The 20,726-nt window shown below is 36.5% G+C and carries 20 protein-coding genes and 3 tRNA genes; 18 read left to right on the top strand and 5 right to left on the bottom strand.

From position 1 onward, the window contains the following. Positions 1-2 precede the first annotated feature (2 nt). The 4 genes from comD to rlmH form a co-directional block, all read right to left on the bottom strand. Positions 3-1,337 carry a competence system sensor histidine kinase ComD gene (gene comD / locus FKX92_RS10495; RefSeq protein ID WP_149566280.1) on the bottom strand — a complete coding sequence of 445 codons (1,335 nt, stop codon included), beginning with the start codon at positions 1,335-1,337 and terminating at the stop codon, positions 3-5. A 28-nt stretch (positions 1,338-1,365) separates the two neighbouring features. Beyond that, a complete protein-coding gene (locus tag FKX92_RS10490; RefSeq protein WP_149566279.1) occupies positions 1,366-1,473 on the bottom strand; it encodes a competence protein in 108 nt (35 codons plus the stop codon). Positions 1,474-1,653: 180 nt separating this feature from the next. Beyond that, positions 1,654-1,727, bottom strand: a tRNA-Arg gene (locus tag FKX92_RS10485). Positions 1,728-1,769: 42 nt separating this feature from the next. After that, positions 1,770-2,249 (bottom strand): 23S rRNA (pseudouridine(1915)-N(3))-methyltransferase RlmH, encoded by a 480-nt coding sequence (gene rlmH / locus FKX92_RS10480; RefSeq protein ID WP_149566278.1) that lies wholly within the window; start codon positions 2,247-2,249, stop codon positions 1,770-1,772. A 203-nt stretch (positions 2,250-2,452) separates the two neighbouring features. Between rlmH and FKX92_RS10475 the strand changes: the two genes are divergently transcribed. The 5 genes from FKX92_RS10475 to FKX92_RS10455 all read left to right on the top strand — a co-directional run bounded on the left by FKX92_RS10475 (position 2,453) and on the right by FKX92_RS10455 (position 7,633). Further along, positions 2,453-3,625, top strand: coding sequence for a S1C family serine protease (locus FKX92_RS10475; RefSeq protein ID WP_002899524.1), 1,173 nt, complete (start codon positions 2,453-2,455; stop codon positions 3,623-3,625). A 63-nt stretch (positions 3,626-3,688) separates the two neighbouring features. Then, a complete protein-coding gene (locus FKX92_RS10470) occupies positions 3,689-4,450 on the top strand; it encodes a ParB/RepB/Spo0J family partition protein (protein ID WP_187759427.1) in 762 nt (253 codons plus the stop codon). A gap of 213 nt (positions 4,451-4,663) precedes the next feature. Continuing rightward, complete coding sequence (gene dnaA, locus FKX92_RS10465) at positions 4,664-6,016, top strand: chromosomal replication initiator protein DnaA (protein WP_149566276.1); 1,353 nt, start codon at positions 4,664-4,666, stop codon at positions 6,014-6,016. Positions 6,017-6,174: 158 nt separating this feature from the next. Then, positions 6,175-7,311 (top strand): DNA polymerase III subunit beta, encoded by a 1,137-nt coding sequence (gene dnaN / locus FKX92_RS10460; RefSeq protein WP_149566275.1) that lies wholly within the window; start codon positions 6,175-6,177, stop codon positions 7,309-7,311. A 127-nt stretch (positions 7,312-7,438) separates the two neighbouring features. After that, on the top strand, positions 7,439-7,633 hold the full coding sequence (locus FKX92_RS10455) for a DUF951 domain-containing protein (RefSeq protein WP_002931702.1): 195 nt from the start codon (positions 7,439-7,441) through the stop codon (positions 7,631-7,633). A gap of 126 nt (positions 7,634-7,759) precedes the next feature. Here FKX92_RS10455 and FKX92_RS10450 read toward each other — a convergent pair whose 3' ends face one another. Next, positions 7,760-8,251, bottom strand: a complete 492-nt coding sequence (locus FKX92_RS10450) for a DUF1307 domain-containing protein (RefSeq protein WP_149566274.1) — start codon at positions 8,249-8,251, stop codon at positions 7,760-7,762. A gap of 166 nt (positions 8,252-8,417) precedes the next feature. Here FKX92_RS10450 and ychF point away from each other — a divergent pair, with 166 nt between their 5' ends. The 13 genes from ychF (at position 8,418) to FKX92_RS10385 (ending at position 20,570) form a co-directional block, all read left to right on the top strand. Then, entirely contained in the window at positions 8,418-9,533 is a 1,116-nt protein-coding gene (gene ychF, locus FKX92_RS10445) for a redox-regulated ATPase YchF (protein ID WP_032907115.1), read from the top strand. Between the two features lie 73 nt (positions 9,534-9,606). After that, positions 9,607-10,176 carry an aminoacyl-tRNA hydrolase gene (gene pth, locus FKX92_RS10440; protein ID WP_149566273.1) on the top strand — a complete coding sequence of 190 codons (570 nt, stop codon included), beginning with the start codon at positions 9,607-9,609 and terminating at the stop codon, positions 10,174-10,176. Beyond that, entirely contained in the window at positions 10,169-13,672 is a 3,504-nt protein-coding gene (gene mfd, locus FKX92_RS10435; protein WP_149566272.1) for a transcription-repair coupling factor, read from the top strand. Before pth ends, mfd begins: the two co-directional genes overlap by 8 nt. Positions 13,673-13,762: 90 nt before the next feature. After that, positions 13,763-14,029, top strand: coding sequence for an RNA-binding S4 domain-containing protein (locus tag FKX92_RS10430; protein WP_002931706.1), 267 nt, complete (start codon positions 13,763-13,765; stop codon positions 14,027-14,029). After that, positions 14,022-14,390, top strand: coding sequence for a septum formation initiator family protein (locus FKX92_RS10425; RefSeq protein ID WP_002894303.1), 369 nt, complete (start codon positions 14,022-14,024; stop codon positions 14,388-14,390). Before FKX92_RS10430 ends, FKX92_RS10425 begins: the two co-directional genes overlap by 8 nt. Before the next feature lie 2 nt (positions 14,391-14,392). Further along, on the top strand, positions 14,393-14,521 hold the full coding sequence (locus tag FKX92_RS12185; RefSeq protein ID WP_002922810.1) for an SP_0009 family protein: 129 nt from the start codon (positions 14,393-14,395) through the stop codon (positions 14,519-14,521). Further along, positions 14,514-15,797: a serine hydrolase gene (locus FKX92_RS10415; protein WP_149566271.1), complete on the top strand. Its 1,284-nt coding sequence runs from the start codon at positions 14,514-14,516 to the stop codon at positions 15,795-15,797. The genes FKX92_RS12185 and FKX92_RS10415 overlap by 8 nt, the downstream gene beginning before the upstream one ends. Continuing rightward, entirely contained in the window at positions 15,794-17,071 is a 1,278-nt protein-coding gene (tilS, locus tag FKX92_RS10410) for a tRNA lysidine(34) synthetase TilS (protein WP_149566270.1), read from the top strand. Before FKX92_RS10415 ends, tilS begins: the two co-directional genes overlap by 4 nt. Positions 17,072-17,075: 4 nt before the next feature. Further along, on the top strand, positions 17,076-17,618 hold the full coding sequence (gene hpt / locus FKX92_RS10405) for a hypoxanthine phosphoribosyltransferase (protein WP_032908267.1): 543 nt from the start codon (positions 17,076-17,078) through the stop codon (positions 17,616-17,618). Positions 17,619-17,635: 17 nt separating this feature from the next. Further along, on the top strand, positions 17,636-19,615 hold the full coding sequence (gene ftsH / locus FKX92_RS10400; protein ID WP_002894312.1) for an ATP-dependent zinc metalloprotease FtsH: 1,980 nt from the start codon (positions 17,636-17,638) through the stop codon (positions 19,613-19,615). A gap of 105 nt (positions 19,616-19,720) precedes the next feature. Continuing rightward, positions 19,721-19,792 (top strand) — tRNA-Glu (locus tag FKX92_RS10395). Between the two features lie 5 nt (positions 19,793-19,797). Beyond that, a tRNA-Asn gene (locus FKX92_RS10390) sits at positions 19,798-19,871 on the top strand. A gap of 213 nt (positions 19,872-20,084) precedes the next feature. Continuing rightward, on the top strand, positions 20,085-20,570 hold the full coding sequence (locus FKX92_RS10385) for a sigma-70 RNA polymerase sigma factor region 4 domain-containing protein (protein WP_060976337.1): 486 nt from the start codon (positions 20,085-20,087) through the stop codon (positions 20,568-20,570). Positions 20,571-20,726: the final 156 nt, after the last annotated feature.

Genomic DNA, 20,726 nt, shown 5'->3' with positions numbered 1-20,726 from the left:
TTCTATCTCCTAATTGTTAAAATCTGTGTAAAATTGCTTGGCTCAATTTGTGTATCAAGAGTGATAAATTCATACCTATCTAAAATTTCCTTGATGTTATTTAATCCGTAGCCTCTATTTTCTCCTTTAGTTGAAAACTCGGGCTGATAGAGTTCTTCCAAATCCAATTTTCCTTCTTTACGAGAATTTTGAACAACAAAAATGGTTCTATCATCCAGTTGAACCAGAGAAACATGGACAATTTTTTCCAGGCTGTCAATGGCACTCTCAATAGCATTATTTAATAAAATACTAGCAATTCTCACAAGATCTAACAGCTTGATTGGAAGGCGTTCCACTTTATCCTTAACTTCAAAAGTCAGCTGAATCTGATGTTCACGCGCTTGAAAGATTGTCTCAGTCATAACACTTCTTAAAGCTGAATCTCCTACATTATTCAAATCAAAAACTGTATATTTATCTGAACGCAGGTTCAAATTTGCATCAGCCAAGACCTCTTGATAAATGTGCTCAATTTCCTTGATATCTCCAGTTTGAATAGCCACTTGCATACTCGTCAACATGCTAGCATAATCATGACGAAATCCTTTGATTTCATAGTACAATCTCACAATTTCATCAGTATATTCCTGAAGTCGAAGCTGTTCAGATTCTTTTTGACGCAAACGCTCTTCTTTCTCGTATTTCTCACGGCTGTCCTTGAACGTCACCAAGGTAGAAAGAAAGGCCAAGAAACAAATAGTAGCAATCATACTGCTAAAACTGTTGAAATGCTTTATATTACTAATCCAGTGAGAGAGATTTAAAATCAGCCAATTCATTGCATATAAACTACTAATCATCAGAATCTGAGATTTAAAGAAACTTCTTTTAAGATAATCTATTCTGAAATCAAAAATATCAATAACCTTTACCATAAAGAACAAGGATATTAAGTTGATACATGTCAGAAACAAGCCCATGTACTGAGCTACAAAATCATCTCCTAAAACAGATGAAATAATAACTGAAAAGAAAGTAGTAGAGCTATCAATTGACAAACATAAAAAGAAGGAAAGTAAGAAAGATTGGTATCTTTTAATCTTTTCAACTCTACAAAAATACCAAACTATAAATAGAGGGAGAAAAAATGACAGCGCATATGATGGAAATGAGATTTCAAATGAAAACACATGCCCTAAAAAAGCAATTATAAACGGAATTATAATCTCAAGACCAAAGCAAACAGCTACAAAAAAGCGAGTATGCTTAATTTTAGTGATTTTTGATAAAATCACTAAAAATGCAGCTACATTAATAAAAGGATGAACAATTAATCCTATTATTTCAAGTGACATAAATTTCTCCCCCTAAACTTTAAAATTCTTATCTTCCAAAAATCCAATCCCATGGATTTGGAATACCTCTTATATCCCAAAAGGTTTGAACAAGTGAATTGCTATTTAAAGCAATTTGAAAAGAATAGATTTTCATAACTATCTCCTATCTTTTTATCTTGTAAGTCACCTTACATTTATCATTATAGAAAAATAGAAAGAGTTAGTGACAATTTTCCCTGAAATGTCATTTTTTATCCCCAAAATGACATTATACCAAAAAAATAGAAGAAAAAAACACGAAATATTGTAAAATATTTCGCATTTTTTGCCTTTCTGATCTCAGCAGGATTCGAACCTGCGACCGTTCGCTTAGAAGGCGAATGCTCTATCCAGCTGAGCTATGAGACCAATACCATCTCATTCTATCAGAAAATAGGGTTGCCGTCAAGATTACTTATGATAAGGACTCCCCTGCTGAATCATAAAAGCTCGATAGATTTGCTCTATTAAAACAAGGCGCATCAGTTGATGAGGCAGCGTTAATTTGCCAAAACTCATTAGAAGATTTGCCCGTTTTTTTACTGCAGGATATAAACCTAAACTTCCCCCAATAACAAAAGTGATATCAGAAAAGCCATGCACTGTAGTATCCATCATGAGCTGACTAAACTTTTCTGACGGAAATTGTTTTCCTTCAATTGCCAAAGCAATAACGAATTCACGCTCATTGATTTTAGCCAGAATTTTATTTCCTTCTTTTTCAAGAATCTGCTGATTTTCTAAATCACTAGCTTTATCAGGTGTTTTTTCATCCGCTAGCTCAATCATTTCCACCTTGCAGAATCGATTGAGACGCTTCATGTATTCAGCAATTCCATCCTTTAAATATTTTTCTTTCAGTTTTCCAACTGTTACAAGTTTTATTTTCATAAGTTTATTCTATCATATTCATCTATACTTCACACTTTATTAACAAGTAAAATTTATCTGGGAATCGGTTAATCTGTGTATTTTCTAATGCCTATCAACAGTTTTTCTAAGTTTTCCACAAGGTGTGGAAAACTTAGAGGATTTAAGTTATAATTAAGTTTAGCTAACTATAATTTCATCAATTGTAATTCAAGGAGGAAAACATGAAAAACTCTTCAAATGCCATCAAAAAGGCTTTATTGCTTTTTGCAGTGTTAATTGTAGGTTTTATCGGCGGAAGTTTAGGGAATTATGTTACTACATTAGTAACTTCACGTGTAAAAATGAATGGAAATTCAACAACTAGTGTAGCTACTTCATATAAAAACTCTACAGACATTTCAGAAGCTGTGAAAAAGGTTCAAAATGCGGTTGTTTCAGTAATTACTTATGCTGAATCTTCTAGTAGCGTTATTAATGATGAATCTTCCAACGATGAATCACAAATCTCCAGTGAAGGTTCTGGCGTAATTTATAAAAAAGATGGAAAATCAGCCTATCTGGTAACCAACACCCACGTTCTGAACGGATCAACTAATGTAGATATCTTGCTAGCTGATGGAAACAAGGTTCCAGGTGAAGTAGTTGGATCAGATGTTTATTCAGATATCTCTGTCGTTAAAATTAGCTCTGAAAAAGTAACTGATGTCGCTGAATTTGGAGATTCTGGTTCTCTGACAGTTGGTGAGACAGCTATCGCTATCGGAAGTCCTCTTGGAACAGAATATGCTAACTCTGTAACACAAGGAATCATTTCTAGCCTAGGCAGAAACGTTACGTTACAATCTGAAAATGGTGAAAATATTTCAACAACTGCACTGCAAACAGATGCTGCAATCAATCCTGGTAACTCTGGCGGCCCATTGATTAACATCCAAGGACAAGTTATTGGGATTACTTCAAGTAAAATTTCAACAAATGGCCAAACCTCTGTTGAAGGGATGGGATTTGCCATTCCATCTAATGATGTCGTAAATATTATCAATCAACTTGAGAAAAATGGAACAGTCACACGTCCTGCTTTAGGGATTCAAATGATGGATTTATCTAATCTGACAACTTCTGATTTTTCTAAATTAAATCTTCCTTCTTCAGTGAAATCAGGTATTCTTGTTCGCTCTGTTCAGCAAGGGATGCCTGCTGATGGCAAACTTCAAAAAAATGATGTCATTACAAAAGTAGATAACACAGATGTGGAATCCACTAGTGACCTTCAGTCTGCTCTCTACAAACATAGCATTGGAGATGAGGTAGAGATTACTTATTATCGAGATGGTAAATCTCAAACAGTCAAAATCAAACTCACTAAATCAACAAAAGAGTTAAGCTCAAATTAACCTATTTACAAGATTGTCAACACACCTTTACACAATCGTAAAGGTGTGTTATTCTATATACAAATGGAAAACTTTCAATATATTTCACTTAAAGATATTCGAACCAACCCTTATCAGCCTCGTAAAGAGTTCTCACAAAAAAAGATTGAAGAATTAGCGGCATCAATCAAAGAAAATGGTCTCATTCAGCCAATCATTCTTCGGAAATCTTCACTTTTTGGTTATGAAATTTTAGCAGGAGAACGGAGATTTAGAGCTGCCTCTTTTCTTGGCCTAGAAACAATCCCAGCTGTCGTCAAAGAATTATCTGATGATGAAATGCTGAAACAGGCTATTATCGAAAATCTTCAAAGAGAAGACTTGAATCCTATAGAAGAGGCTGAGTCTTATCAAAATTTGATTGACAAAGGCTTGACACATGATGAAATTGCTAAAATCATGGGAAAATCTAGACCCTATATCAGCAATATTGTCAGACTTTTACAGCTGGCTAAAGAAGTTCGCCAAGCTATCAAGAAAGAAGAGATATCTCAAGGACATGCTCGCCTGCTGGTCCCCTTAAAAGAAGAAGAACAGTTACTATGGCTGAACAAGATCTGTCGAGAAGATTTATCGGTTCGAGCAGTTGAAAAGCTTCTCCAGCAAAAAAAGAGTCTCAAAAAGAAACCTAATAAAGAACTGTTTGCTAAATCTGAAGAGGAAAAAATTAAAAAAATTCTCGGTCTGGAAGTTTCTATTCAGTTAAAAAGCCAGAGTAAAGGAAAGCTGATTATTCCTTTTGAAAGCGAAGAAGAATATCAAAGAATTATAAACAGTTTTAAATAAAACTGTTATTTTCTTTTTTTAAAATAACAAAATTATCCACTGTTAAATCAATTAGGAAGCCTATTAAAATAAGAAATTTTAGCTTTATTCACATTCTGTGGATAACTTTACCTAACAATGTGAATTCTTTTCCAGTTCTTGTGGAAAACTTTGAACCTTTATGATAAAATAAGATGCGTATGAATCAGAAAATTATAGAAAAGGAGGGAAGTTATGACCAAAGAACAGGACTTTTGGAATCGTATTTTAGAATTGGCTCATGCTCAGCTAAAACAGACAACTTATGATTTCTTTGTTGCTGAAGCCAAGCTTGTCAAAGTTGAAAAAAAGCAAGCTGTTATTTTCTTGGATAGTCCGGTGAAACAACTATTTTGGGAGCAAAACTTAGTAGGGGTTATTCTTACTGCAGGATTTGAGATTTTTAATGATCAGATTGCTGGAAAATATATTTTTGAAGAAGAAACTAACACTGAAACTCCGAAATCTGCAGTAACCAGTCCTCAAATCAGCACTGTTCAGCCAAGCTTGCCACCTATTGATACTGGCTTAAAGTCAAAATATACCTTTGATAATTTTGTTCAGGGAGACGGAAATATCTGGGCTAAAGCTGCTGCCTTAGCGGTATCTGAGAATCTAGCCACAACCTATAATCCTCTTTTTATCTACGGAGGACCTGGCCTGGGCAAAACTCATTTGTTAAATGCTATTGGCAATCAGATTTTAGAAAATATTCCAGATGCGCGTGTCAAGTATATACCGGCTGAAACCTTTATTAACGACTTCCTCGAACATTTAAGATTGGGAGAGATGGATAGCTTTAAAAAAATCTATCGTAGTCTGGATCTTCTGCTAATTGATGATATTCAATCTTTGGGCGGAAAAAAGGTTTCAACTCAGGAAGAATTTTTCAACACTTTCAATGCTCTTCATGGTGAAAATAAACAGATTGTTTTAACCAGCGACCGGAGTCCTGATCATCTGGACAATTTGGAAGAACGCTTAGTGACACGTTTTAAATGGGGCTTAACTCAGAATATTACACCGCCAGATTTTGAAACACGAATTGCAATTCTGCGAAATAAAATAGAAGATTTGGATTATATTTTCCCGAATGATACCTTGGAATATCTTGCAGGACAATTCGACTCCAATGTCCGCGACTTAGAAGGTGCTTTGAATGATATCAGTCTCATCGCTAGAGTTCGACATCTAAAAGAAATCACTATTGATATCGCAGCAGAGGCTATTCGAGCACGCAAGCAGGATTCAAGCCAGGTAACAGTTATCCCGATTGATAAGATTCAGTCTGAAGTTGGGAAATTCTATGGTGTTAGTGTCAAAGAGATGAAAGGTAGCCGCCGAGTACAAAATATCGTTTTAGCTAGGCAGGTAGCTATGTATCTGACTCGTGAGCTGACTGACAACAGTCTGCCTAAAATTGGTCGTGAATTTGGCGGGAAAGATCATACGACTGTTATCCATGCACATGGAAAAATCAAAACCATGATTGAATCAGACGACAATTTGCGTTTAGAAATTGAAAGCATCAAGAATAAAATAAAATAGCGTGTGGAAAACTACAGAATTTTTTCAAAACTTATCCACACTTTGTGAACAAGTCTCAAAACTTGTTAGAATAAGGACGAAGCTATTTTTCCACATAATTCACACAAACTACTATTACTATTAATCTTATAATCATAAATAAATAAAAAGGAGATCCCATGATTCATTTTTCTATTAATAAAAATCTCTTCTTACAAGCTTTAAATACCACTAAAAGGGCTATCAGTCATAAAAATGCAATTCCTATTCTTTCTACTGTGAAAATCGATGTTACCAAAGAAGGAATCACCTTAATCGGTTCAAATGGTCAAGTGTCAATTGAAAACTTTATTTCTACTCAAAATGAAAATGCAGGCTTGCTTGTCAACTCAACAGGCTCAATTTTATTAGAAGCGACTTTCTTTATTAATGTTGTTTCTAGCCTGCCAGATATTATTTTGGATTTTAAAGAAATTGAACAAAAACAAATCGTCTTGACTAGCGGCAAATCAGAGATTACCCTGAAAGGAAAAGACGCTGATCAGTATCCACGAATCCAGGAAATTTCTGCCAGCAATCCCTTGGTTCTTGAAACAAAAATTCTCAAAGATGTCATTAACGAAACAGCTTTTGCAGCCAGTGTTCAGGAAAGCCGTCCAATTTTGACTGGTGTTCACTTTGTTTTGACAGATAACCGTTCTTTGAAAACAGTTGCGACAGACTCCCACAGAATGAGTCAAAAGAAAATTACTCTGGAAAAAAACGGAGATAATTTTGACGTAGTCATTCCAAGTCGCTCTTTACGGGAATTTACGGCTGTTTTTACCGATGAAATTGAAACGGTAGAGGTTTTCTTTGCTAACAATCAAATTCTTTTCAGAAGCGAAAATACCAGCTTCTACACCCGCCTCTTGGAAGGAAATTATCCAGATACAGATCGTTTGATTCCGACTGAATTTACAAGTGTCCTTACTTTCAATACTTCTGATTTACGTGCAGCTATGGAACGCGCTCGTCTCTTGTCTAATGCCACACAGAATGGAACAGTTAAACTGGAGATTGCAGGCGGTGTTGTCAGTGCCCATGTAAATTCACCAGAAGTCGGCCGTGTTAACGAAGAAATTGATACAGAAAGTGTAACTGGCGAAGATTTGACCATTAGCTTTAATCCAACTTATTTGATTGATGCTTTGAAGGCTATTGACAGTGAAAAAGTAACGATTAGTTTTATCTCATCCGTTCGTCCTTTCACCTTGGTACCGAGTGAAGACACAGAAAACTTTATTCAACTGATTACACCTGTTAGAACTAATTAAGATGAAAAGCAGTGGGCCAAGTTAAAGATTTTTAATTCTTGGTTCTAAGCTCTTTTCATTTACAAAGTATGATAGATGCTTAAGTTTTCTTCCTGGACTATGCTAGTTCCTTGAAAGGAGAAAGAAAATGTATGAAATTGGTCATTTTATAGAGATGAAAAAGCCCCATGCCTGCACCATTAAAGCGACTGGGAAAAAGGCGAATCGCTGGGAAATCACAAGGGTTGGTGCAGATATCAAAATCCGTTGTACTAATTGTGAACATCTTGTGATGATGAGTCGTCACGATTTTGAAAGAAAAATGAAGAAAATAATTGATTGAACTAAAAATCATCATAAATGCTATTGTGGAAAACTAAGTTGCATTGCTGAAGATCAGATTTAGATTTTTTTCTTATTTTTCAATCAAAAAGGGATAGGACTAAAAAAGTCCTATCCCTTTTGCTTTTTATTTAAGATTTTCAAATTTACCGTCTTTGACTTCTTTATAACCTGCTTTTTCGAGTAATTTAGCAGTTTCTTTATAGCTGATATAATCTGCTTTTTGATTACCAGATGTTTGAAGAAGCTGTTTACTTTGTAGTTCTTCAATATCAGCTTTGCTGAAATCGATTGTCAGTTTTTCAGTTAAATAATCATCTTTGTACTCGATTTTATGAGTTAATCCTTTGATACCCTCAATAGATTTAGCATAGGCTTCTGTCTGCTCTTTAGCAGTGTCTTTTGTCAAGCCAACTGGTTTATAGTAGAAAGTGTTGTTTGTTTCGTTTATAAGAAGCTCATCACCTTTATATTCAACAGTGATGCGGCTATCTTGTTTAGTATTTTGGTCAATCAGCTGGAAATAAGCTTTTTTAGGACTGCTGCAGGCAGCTAAAACAAACAAAGCGGAAACCGCAAGGAAGGAAAGAAAAAGTGTTTTGAAAGTATTCTTTTTCATTAGGGACTCCTTTAATAAGAATATTAACTATATTATACCATTTTTTTCTTCAATTTATTTTACATTTTTGTAAAGAAAGCTAGAAAAAATAACTTAAATCCGCTGTTTAGGATAAGGAATTATGGTATAATGGTTTGGATTGAAAAGATGAATGGAGAAGATAAAAATGGCTTTGACAGCAGGAATCGTTGGTTTACCCAATGTCGGTAAGTCAACTTTATTTAATGCAATTACAAAAGCAGGTGCAGAAGCAGCTAATTACCCTTTTGCGACAATTGATCCAAATGTCGGGCGGGTAGAAGTTCCGGATGCTCGTTTAGATAAATTAACAGAACTCATCAAACCACAGAAGAAAGTCCCAACAACCTTCGAATTTACTGATATTGCTGGAATTGTGAAAGGTGCTTCAAAAGGAGAAGGACTAGGGAATAAATTCTTAGCCAATATCCGCGAAGTAGATGCTATCGTCCACGTAGTACGTGCCTTTGATGATGAAAATGTCATGCGGGAACAAGGCCGTGAGTCTGAATTTGTAGATCCAATGGCTGATATTGAGACCATTAATCTAGAATTGATTTTAGCAGACCTAGAAAGTATTAACAAACGTTATGCGCGTGTAGAGAAGATGGCTCGTACTCAAAAAGATAAGGATTCAGTGGCAGAATTTAATGTTTTACAGAAAATTAAGCCTGTCCTAGAAGATGGTCTGTCAGCTCGCACAATTGAATTCACGGAAGAAGAGCAAAAAATCGTCAAAGGGCTCTTTCTCTTAACGACTAAGCCAGTTCTCTATGTGGCTAATGTCAGTGAGGATGAGGTAGCTGATCCAGATAATATTGACTATGTGAAACAGATTCGTGAATTTGCAGCTACAGAAAATGCTGAAGTTGTTGTCATTTCAGCGCGTGCAGAGGAAGAAATTTCTGAATTGGACGATGAGGATAAGTCAGAATTTCTGGAAGCTATCGGCTTGACAGAATCAGGTGTGGATAAACTGACCAGAGCAGCTTATCATCTGTTGGGACTTGGAACCTACTTTACAGCTGGTGAAAAGGAAGTGCGTGCTTGGACCTTTAAGCGTGGAATGAAAGCTCCGCAAGCAGCTGGCATTATTCACTCAGACTTTGAAAAAGGCTTTATTCGAGCAGTCACTATGTCTTATGATGACCTAGTGCACTATGGTAGCGAAAAAGCAGTTAAAGAAGCTGGACGTTTGCGCGAAGAAGGAAAAGAATATATCGTTCAAGATGGCGATATTATGGAATTTAGATTTAATGTGTAAAGTATTTGTAAAGTTTAAAAATTCTAGGTTGGAAAATTTTTTCCAGCCCTTTTGGCTTTTATAAAGGAGAAAAATGGTAAAGTTAATAGTCGGTCTGGGAAATCCAGGAGAAAAATATATCGAAACCAAGCATAATGTTGGTTTTATGCTAGTTGACAAGATTTGTAAAGATCTTGATTTAAAGTTTACAGCTGATAAAATCTTTCAAGCAGATATTGCTTCTACTTTTCTAAATGGTGAAAAAGTCTATTTTGTAAAACCAACTACATTTATGAATGAGAGCGGAAAGGCTGTTCAAGCTTTACTGGTATACTATGGTTTAGATATAGAGGATTTATTGGTCATCTATGATGATTTGGATATGGAAGTTGGTAAGATTCGTTTGCGCAGCAAGGGTTCAGCTGGTGGCCATAATGGTATTAAATCTATTATCAAACACATTGGAAGTCAAGAGTTTAAACGGATAAAGATAGGTATTGGCCGTCCAAAAGAAGGCGTGACAGTGGTTCACCATGTTCTAGGAAAATTCGATAAAGATGATTATATAACGATTCTGAATACTCTTGATAAGGTTGACAACGCTGTGAATTATTATTTACAGTCAGGCAATTTTGAACAAACAATGCAGAAATACAATGGATAATAAAATGAACCTGATTGACTTATTTTGTCAAAACCAGCAAATTTCAGATTGGAAGAAAAATCTCCACAAAAGCAGCAGACAGTTGATAATGGGATTGTCTGCATCAACAAAAGCGATTACTATAGCTGCTGGATTAGAAGAAGCAGAGAAAATCCTTGTGCTGACTTCTAGTCAAAATGAAGCAGATCGTTTGGCTAGTGATTTGATTTCTTTGTTGGGAGAAGACAGGGTATATACTTTCTTAGCAGATGATACTCCTATAGCAGAATTTGTTTTTGCTTCACAGGAAAAAATATTTTCTAGATTAGATGCTCTAAACTTTTTAATAGACCATCAAAAGTCTGGAATTCTAGTTACTAATGTCGCAGCCAGCAAATTACTCTTGCCTGATTCTATTGATTTTAAAAATACCAATATAAATTTGATAGTTGGACAAGAATATGACCTAAATAATCTTGTAAAGATGTTGTCAAGATCAGGATACAAGAAGGTGTCTCAAGTTTTAAGTCAGGGAGAATATAGTCTAAGAGGAGACATCTTAGACATTTTTGAGCGCTCAGCAGAGGCACCTTATCGCCTGGAGTTTTTTGGCGATGAAATTGATGGTATTCGGATTTTCAATCCAGAAAATCAAACTTCAATTGATAACATAGAAAGTATTTTGATTAAACCTGCTTCTGATATCCTGCTTTCTGAGAAAGATTATGCTCGAGGACGGGAAAATCTGGAAGCTATTTTAGAAAAAGCTGTTGATCCTGCTTTGAAATCTTACTTAGAAGAGCTACTAATAAGTGCCAAAGAGGAGTTCCATCATGCAGATATTCGTAAATTCCTTTCTTATTTTTATCAGAAAGAATGGACTATTTTAGACTATTTGCCTGTTCATAGTCCTGTATTTTTTGATGATTTTCAAAAAATTGTGGATCGGCATGCTCAATTTGAATTGGAAACAGCTGGCTTATTGACAGATGATTTACAAAAGTGTAAAGCTTTGTCAAGCCAAAAATATTTTGCAGATAAGTACCAAGATTATCGTCAATATAAACCAGCAACCTTCTTTTCAAGCTTTCAAAAAGGTTTGGGAAATCTGAAATTTGATGCTTTGTATCAATTCAATCAGTACCCAATGCAAGAATTTTTCAGTCAGTTTCCCTTGCTCAAGGAAGAAATTAATCGTTATAAAAAATCTGGCTATACAACAATCTTACAAGCAAATTCTTCGTCAGGTTTACAAAGTTTACATAAAAATTTACAGGAATATGGTATTCATTTAGACTATATAAAAGAGGCTGAGATTCACAAAAATGCAGTTCAGCTTATAGAAGGAAATATTGTTCAAGGCTTTAATTTCGTAGATGAGAAAATTGTTCTTATTACAGAGTACGAAATTATTCACAAGAAAATAAAACGAAAAATCCGGCGTCAGAATATCTCAAATGCTGAACGACTGAAAGATTATAATGAGTTAGAAAAAGGGGACTATGTTGTCCATAATATTCATGGGATAGGACGTTATCTGGGAATAGAAACGATTGAAATCTCTGGTGTCCACCGTGATTATCTGACGATTCAATATCAAAATTCTGATCGTATTTCGATTCCAGTTGACCAGATTGATCTCCTATCAAAGTATGTTGCCAGCGATGGAAAAACACCTAATGTAAATAAGCTTAATGACGGTCGTTTCCAGAAGAGTAAGCAAAAAGTTCAGCATCAGGTTCAGGATATTGCGGATGATTTGATTAAACTATATGCTGAACGCAGCCAGCTAAAAGGTTTTGCTTTCTCAGCGGATGATTCTAATCAAGAGGAATTTGACAATGATTTTCCCTATGTTGAAACAGAGGACCAGCTAAGAAGTATTCAGGAAGTGAAGAAGGATATGGAAAGCAGTCGTCCGATGGACCGCCTCTTAGTTGGTGATGTAGGCTTTGGGAAAACAGAAGTAGCTATGCGGGCTGCTTTTAAGGCTGTCAATGATCATAAACAAGTAGCTGTATTAGTGCCAACAACGGTTTTAGCTCAGCAGCACTATACTAACTTTAAAGAACGCTTTAATGATTTTGCGGTCAATGTTGAGGTACTCAGCCGTTTCAGGAGTAAGGCAGAACAAAAACAGACTTTGGATAAGCTGCAGAGGGGACAAGTTGACATTATCATTGGAACCCACCGACTCTTATCCAAAGATGTAGAATTTGCGGATTTAGGTTTAATCATCATTGATGAGGAGCAGCGTTTTGGAGTTAAGCACAAGGAAACATTAAAAGAATTGAAAAAGAAAGTTGATGTCTTAACTTTGACAGCAACTCCTATTCCTCGAACTCTTCATATGTCTATGCTGGGGATTCGCGATTTGTCAGTCATTGAGACCCCACCTACCAATCGTTATCCTGTTCAGACTTATGTTTTAGAAAGCAATCCTACAGTGATTCGAGAAGCTGTCTTACGTGAAATAGACCGAGGTGGACAGGTTTACTATCTTTACAACAAGGTTGACACAATTGAACAGAAAGTTTCAGAGTTAAGAGAGTTAATCCCAGAAGCTTCTATAGGCTATGTTCATGGCCAAATGAGTGAGATTCGTTTAGAAAATACTTTACTGGACTTCATCAATGGAGAATACGATATTTTGGTGACTACAACCATTATTGAAACTGGAGTTGATATCCCCAATGCCAATACTTTGTTTGTAGAAAATGCTGACCACATGGGGCTGTCAACCTTGTATCAACTTCGTGGACGGGTTGGCCGCAGCAATCGGATTGCCTACGCTTATCTGATGTACAGACCAGATAAGATCCTAACAGAAGTTTCTGAAAAGCGTCTAGAGGCTATTAAGGGATTTACAGAGTTAGGTTCTGGATTTAAGATTGCCATGCGAGATTTGTCTATTCGAGGGGCTGGCAATATTTTAGGAAGTATGCAATCTGGCTTTATTGATTCTGTTGGTTTTGAAATGTATTCACAGCTTCTAGAAGAAGCCATTGCTAAAAAGCAGGGTAGAGAAAACAAGCGTCAAAAGAGCAATGCAGAGATTAATCTGCAGATTGATGCCTATCTGCCTAGTGACTATATTTCTGATGAAAGACAGAAAATTGAAATTTACAAGAGAATTCGTGAGATTGACAGTCGTGTAAACTATGAAAATCTACAGAATGAATTGATTGATCGCTTTGGAGAATATCCTGATGTTGTAGCTTACTTACTGGAGATTGGACTTGCTAAGTCTTATTTAGATCAGGCTTTTGTAAAGTCAGTGGAACGCCAGCAGAATGCAGTAATTATTCATTTTGAGAAAATTTCGCAGCAACTTTATCTGACGCAGGACTATTTTGAAGCACTTTCGATGACGAATTTAAAGGCTCGAATTGGCGAAAAAAATGGCTTGATTGAAGTAATTTTTGATGTGAGGAACAAAAAAGATTATGAGATTTTAGAAGGTCTGGTTAATTTTGGAGAAAAGATGCTGGAAATTAAACAGCGCAAGGCAGAATAAAGGTTACAATTCAGTGAAGTTTGGCTTTTTAAGTTCTATTTTTCTCAAAAAATGGTAGAATAATAAATTAAGAGAAAATGAGGTAATAGGATGAGATTAGATAAATATTTGAAAGTGTCACGGATTATCAAGCGACGTCCAGTGGCTAAAGAAGTAGCTGACAAGGGTCGGATAAAGGTGAACGGTATCTTGGCCAAGAGCTCAACAGATTTGAAAGTGGATGACTTGATTGAAGTACGCTTTGGAAATAAACTCTTGACTGTAAAGGTTTTGGAGATGAAAGACAGTACCAAAAAAGAAGATGCAGCTAAAATGTACGAAATCGTCAGTGAAACAAGGATAGAAGAAGATGCCTAAAAATATCGTCCAACTCAATAATCGTTTTATTCAAGATGAAAATCAACGCCGCAGATATGTGGATCAGGAACGGCGAAAACGCAACCGTTTTATGGGCTGGGTTCTGATTTTGGTGATTCTATTATTTATTCTACCTACCTATAATTTGTACCAGAGCTATCAAACCTTGCTGCAGCGTCGTGAACAGTATTCTAAACTGAAGGAGAAATATCAGACGCTCAGCGAAGAAAAGGTCTATCAATCTGATATAGCAACAAAGTTAAAAGATGACAGTTATGCTGCTAAGTATGCACGCGCTAAATACTCTTTTTCAAAAGAGGGTGAGTACATTTATACTATCCCAGATTTATTACCACAGTAGTTATGGAAGATTTATTAAAAACAATTGAGCAGTTCTTGGAATTTTCTGATGAAAAACTAGAAGAACTGTCTGAAAAAAATCAAGCTTTGAAACTTCAAGAAAATCAAGAGGAAAGGGGAAAACATGCGTAAGTTTTTGTTACTGATATTTTTGCTGCCGGCTTTATTTAGCAGTATCACAGTTATTAGTACCGAAAAAGATTTCGTATTAGACGAGGAAGAAAAATATCATTTTACAAGCACTACGTATGGACGCTATTATGATAGCATCCCGACAAATCCTAATGTTTATGAAGAAACTCCTACATTTACAGATTCTACTCTGAGTAAGACTGCTGGAAAGCTAGTTCCAGACCAGCCAATCCAGATAACAGGATTTTATGTAAATGAAGAAGAAGTCCCGATTTTCAAACTGAAAAATGGGCAGTTTGTGATAGCGGACAAAAACACAATTTACGAAGATACTGTCCAGTCAATCGAAGATATCCATCAAGAAATGTGGTTGAAACCTGGTTTCATTCTCTATGATAAAGCCAATATCAACGGAGCTAAAAAAATCAATGCAACAGTAGCCCCATATACAAAAGTAAACATTGTCCAAATTGTCCAGACAGTCAAAGGAACTTATGCTCAGGTTGAAGGACAGGGCTGGGTTTCTATGGAATTTCTGGATGAAACTGATAATCGAATGTACAAAGTTCAAGAAATTTTGAGCAGTAAGTACAACAAGGCGGACTACTCTATCTATGTGAAACAGCTGGACACAGGCAAAGAAGCAGGTATCAATCAAGATCAAGAGATGTATTCGGCCAGCGTTACCAAACTGCCTTATCTCTACTATGTGCAGGAACAGCTGGATCAGAAAAAACTTTCGTTAGATCAGAAGTTCAAGTATATTGGAGCAGTCAATGATTTTACAGGTGCTTATGAACCAGAAGGAAGTGGCAGCATTGCTAAGTCAGCTGATGACAAGGAATATTCAGTTCAGGATTTGATTAATAGAGTGGCCAAAGAATCAGATAATGTCGCCCACAATATTTTAGGCTATTATGCGACCAATCAATCTGATAAAAATTTTCAGCAGACGATCAACAAAATAGCTGGAAAGAAATGGGATGTGGAAGAAAGAAAAGCTTCTTCACGTATGGCTGGAAATGTTTTGGAAGCGATCTATGAGCAAAATGGCATGATTATCGATGCCTTGTCTCAGACAAATTATGATAATCAGCGGATTTCTAAAAATGTTGATGTTAAAGTAGCTCATAAAATTGGTGACGCCTATGATTTTAAGCACGATGCTGCGATTGTCTATGCAGATTCTCCTTTTATCATTGTCATTTTTACTAATAATTCAACCTACGATAATATTTCCCAGATAGCAGACGATGTCTATGGAGTCCTGAAATGATTAAGCAAGAATTTCTTAAAAAAATGCAGGAGAAAAAGTATTTCCAAGACCATCGAAAAGTTTTAGTTGCTGTATCAGGTGGACTGGATTCTATGACACTGCTGCAGCTGTTGATTGTTTCTCAAAAAGAACTGGCTATCGAGCTTGCGATTGCTCATGTCAATCACAAACAGCGGCCAGAGTCAGATCAAGAAGAAAAGGCATTGGTAAAGATTGCGGAACAGCTTGGTGTAAAGATTTTTACATCAAGTTTTTCTGGTAATTTTTCAGAAAATGCTGCTCGGCAGTTTCGTTATGATTTTTTCAGGAAAGTGATGCAGGAGGGGCACTATACAGCTCTGGTAACTGCCCACCACGCAGATGATCAAGCTGAGACTGTTTTTATGCGGCTGCTGCGTGGAGCTAGACTTCGTCATCTGTCCGGCATGAAAGCTGTCCAGCCTTTTGCTTGTGGGGAGCTGATTCGTCCTTTGCTTACTTTTCATAAGTCAGACTTTCCGGATATTCAGCATTTTGAAGATAGCAGTAATTTTCAAAATGACTATCTCAGAAATCGAATTCGCAATCTTTATCTGCCGGATCTAGAAAAAGAAAATCCACAATTTAAGGATTCTTTGCGGTATCTGGGCAAGGAAATTGAAGATTGGCAGACCGCTTTGTCTCACTTGACCAGAGATTTAGATATAGAAAATATCCAAGTCTTTCATCAGCAAATCCCCCAGGTTCAACGTTTTCTATTGCAGAACTATCTCGAAAACTTTCCTGGTCTGAATCTGAGCAAGCAGCAGTTTGAGGAGGTTTTAAACATCCTGCGGACTAAGACCAATTATCAGCACACTTTGAAAAAAGACTATGAGCTTATTAAAGATTACCAGCGTTTTGAAATTAGAAAAATCAGTCGTAAGCCCGATTTAAAAATGGATTCAATTTTGTTAGAATTTGAGAACCTGATTGAGTTTGGGCATTATCGATTTTCATTCGGGATTCCTTTGAGTGGTGAAAATATCCAGAAAATTTTTGTTTCGCGTGAAACTTCGCTGACACTCCGCTTCCGAAAAGAGGGAGATAGTATTTTGTTGAATGGTCATCACAAGAAGCTTCGTCGTCTTTTTATTGATAAGAAAGTTTCCTTTGAAGAACGGAATTCATCTGTAATAGTGGAACAAAATCATCAAATTTTAGCAATCTTAGATATTGCTATCAGTGATTTGAGTAAGGCATTAAAAAGTGATATAATGAGTACTGTACTTTATATTCAGAAAATAGATGGGTAAAATTATGCTAGAACAAGATATCAAAAAAATATTGATTTCCCATGATGAAATCGTGGATGCTGCAAAAAAGCTTGGTCAGCAATTAACCAAAGACTACCAAGGTAAAAATCCAATTTTTGTTGGAATTTTAAAAGGTTCCGTGCCTTTTATGGCTGAGCTAATCAAGCATATTGACACACATATTGAGCTTGATTTTATGTTGGTCTCCAGCTACCATGGTGGTACTGCTAGTTCAGGTGTCATTAATGTTATTAAGGACATTGATCAAGACATCACAGGACGTGATATCCTATTTGTTGAGGATATTATTGATACTGGTCAGACTTTGAAAAATCTGTGCAATTTGTTTAAGGAAAGAAATGCTGCATCAGTAAAAATTGCTACACTTTTGGATAAGCCAGAAGGCCGTGTTGTTGAGATTGATGCAGATTATACATGTTTCACAATTCCAAATGAATTTGTTGTTGGATATGGATTAGATTACAATGAGAACTATCGTAATATTCCATATATTGGTATTTTGAAAGAAGAAGTTTATACAAAATAAAGGTTTACTATTAATAGATGAAAAATAAGCAAAACAATGGTTTTATAAAAAATCCATTTCTCTATATTCTGATTATTGTTGTCCTAGTGACAGGGTTTCAGTATTTCTTCTCAGGAGATACTGGCGGTCGCAGTCAGCAAATCAATTACACAGAATTAGTGAAGGAAATTAAGGAAAATAATGTCACAGAGATGAGCTACCAGCCAAATGGTAGCGTCGTTGAGATTTCAGGTACTTACAAAACACCTCAGGAATCGAAAGAAGATACAGGGATTTTATTTTTCACTCCAAACATTTCTAAAGTAGAAAAATTCACAAGTATTATTTTACCGTCAGATATTACAATTTCTGATTTACAAAAACTAGCCTCTGAGCATAACACTGAAATCAGCATAAAGCGCGAAAGTTCAAGCGGAATGTGGATTACAATCCTCACTTCCATCGTTCCTTTTGTGATTGTCATCTTCTTCTTTATGTCCATGATGAATCAAGGTGGAGGCGGTGGTGCTCGCGGTGCCATGAATTTTGGTCGCAATAAGGCGCGTGCTGCTAACAAAGAAGATATAAAGGTTCGTTTCTCGGATGTAGCTGGTGCCGAGGAAGAGAAACAAGAACTTGTAGAAGTCGTTGAGTTTTTGAAAGATCGGAAACGCTACACCAAGTTAGGTGCTCGTATTCCTGCCGGTGTCCTTCTAGAAGGCCCTCCAGGAACTGGTAAAACCTTGCTTGCTAAGGCAGTTGCTGGAGAAGCAGGTGTTCCTTTCTTCAGTATCTCAGGTTCCGACTTTGTAGAAATGTTTGTTGGGGTCGGAGCAAGCCGGGTTCGTTCTTTGTTCGAAGATGCGAAAAAAGCAGCTCCTGCCATTATCTTCATCGATGAAATCGATGCAGTTGGTCGTCAGCGTGGTGTTGGCCTTGGCGGTGGTAACGATGAGCGGGAGCAAACCCTCAATCAGCTCTTGATTGAAATGGATGGTTTTGAAGGCAATGAAGGAATCATTATCATTGCGGCTACTAACCGTTCGGATGTATTGGATCCAGCCTTGCTGCGTGCTGGCCGTTTTGACAGAAAAGTGTTGGTCGGCCGTCCTGATGTTAAAGGTCGGGAAGCTATTCTCCGTGTTCATGCTAAGAATAAGCCGCTGGCTAAAAATGTTGATTTGAAACTAGTTGCTCAGCAGACACCAGGTTTTGTGGGTGCTGATTTGGAAAATGTTTTGAATGAAGCTGCTTTGGTTGCTGCTCGTCGTAACAAGAAAGTCATTGATGCAGATGATATTGATGAAGCGGAAGACCGGGTAATTGCAGGACCTTCTAAGAAAGATAAGATGGTTTCTGAACGCGATCGTCAAATGGTTGCTTATCATGAAGCTGGACATACTATTGTTGGTTTGGTATTATCAAATGCGCGTGTCGTACATAAAGTAACCATCGTCCCTCGTGGACGCGCTGGCGGATATATGATTGCCCTGCCTAAGGAAGACCAAATGCTTCTATCTAAAGAAGATATGAAAGAGCAATTAGCTGGTCTTATGGGTGGTCGTGTGGCTGAAGAGATTATCTTTAATGTTCAAACAACAGGTGCTTCTAATGACTTTGAACAGGCAACTCAGATGGCCCGCAGTATGGTAACAGAATATGGAATGAGCGAAAAACTTGGTCCGGTTCAATACGAAGGAAACCATGCTATGTTTGGTGCAGCCAGTCCTCAAAAATCAATTTCAGAACAGACTGCATATGAGATTGACGAAGAAGTAAGAGAACTTCTTAATGAAGCTCGTAACAAAGCTGCAGAGATTATCCAGTCCCATCGCGAAACTCATAAATTGATTGCTGAAGCGCTTCTTAAATATGAAACTTTGGATAGCAATCAGATTAAATCATTGTATGAAACTGGCAAAATGCCAGAAGAGTCTGAACTTGAATTAGACAAAGAAGCTCATGCACTTTCTTATGATGAAATTAAAACGAAAATGGAAGAAAAAAGTTCTGAGTAGAAGAAGTTGGAGAAATTCCAACTTTTTTCTCTTTTTCTGAAATAATTATTGACAAAGGAAGAAAAGCTGATATAATGGAATATGTTCTGCAGAAGGGCAAGAAATGGTCCGTTGGTCAAGGGGTTAAGACACCGCCTTTTCACGGCGGTAACACGGGTTCGAATCCCGTACGGACTATATAATCCGCCATAGCTCAGTTGGTAGTAGCGCATGACTGTTAATCATGATGTCGTAGGTTCGAGTCCTACTGGCGGAGCTAGGTTTAAAAAATCAAATGTGTAAGCATTTGATTTTTTTCTTGCTTTCATGCTTCGCACAATCCTCCCAAATGACTAAATATGTGCCTGAAATGACTTAAAAGCAATTATTCAAGTCAGAAGAGTTCCTAAACGATGCTTTTTAGAAGAAAAAGCCCACCTTGCTTTCTATTTACAGTAGAATTAAGCCAAGTAAATTTTAAGGAGGAACTATGGATTTTAAAGCTACTTATGAGAAGGTGAAATGGATAGTTTGGAAGTGTAAGAAAGATTACTATATACACTTGTGGGAACATAGCGATTGGGAGCAAGAAGGGATGTTAGTTTTATACGAACTTCTGCTTAAAGAAAAAGGAATTGAAAATGATGAGGAAAAACTCTATCGTTATTTCAAAACAAAATTCAGGAATCATATACATGATAAAATTCGTAAACAAGAAAGCCAAAAGCGCAAATTGGATCGCCAGCCTTATGAAGAAGTGAGTGAGATTGGTCATCGACTAAAATCAAAAGAACTGTTTCTAGATGAGTTAGTTGCCTTCAGAGAAGCGATTGACAATTATAAAAGAACTCTTGATGATGTTGGATTGGATAACTACCAGCGATTGATGAGCAACGAGCGCTTTAAAGGAAGAAGAGCTATGCTCAAAGATTTGAAAAATCACTTAAAAGATTTTCAAGATAATACAATTTTATAATGATCAAACTTGATGACTCTATATCTGTTTTACTAGAACAGGTTCGAGCATCAAGTTTTTTATTAAATAAAAAAACAAAAAAATTGGAAAAAGGTATTGACAGGTAGTAGGTATAGGTGATATACTAATATAGTTGTCGCGAAAGACAAAGCCCTT

This window comes from Streptococcus sanguinis, assembly GCF_008329445.1.
In the GTDB taxonomy this organism is placed as follows: Bacteria; Bacillota; Bacilli; order Lactobacillales; family Streptococcaceae; genus Streptococcus; species Streptococcus sanguinis_O.
This window is presented reverse-complemented; position numbering and strand designations above follow the sequence as displayed.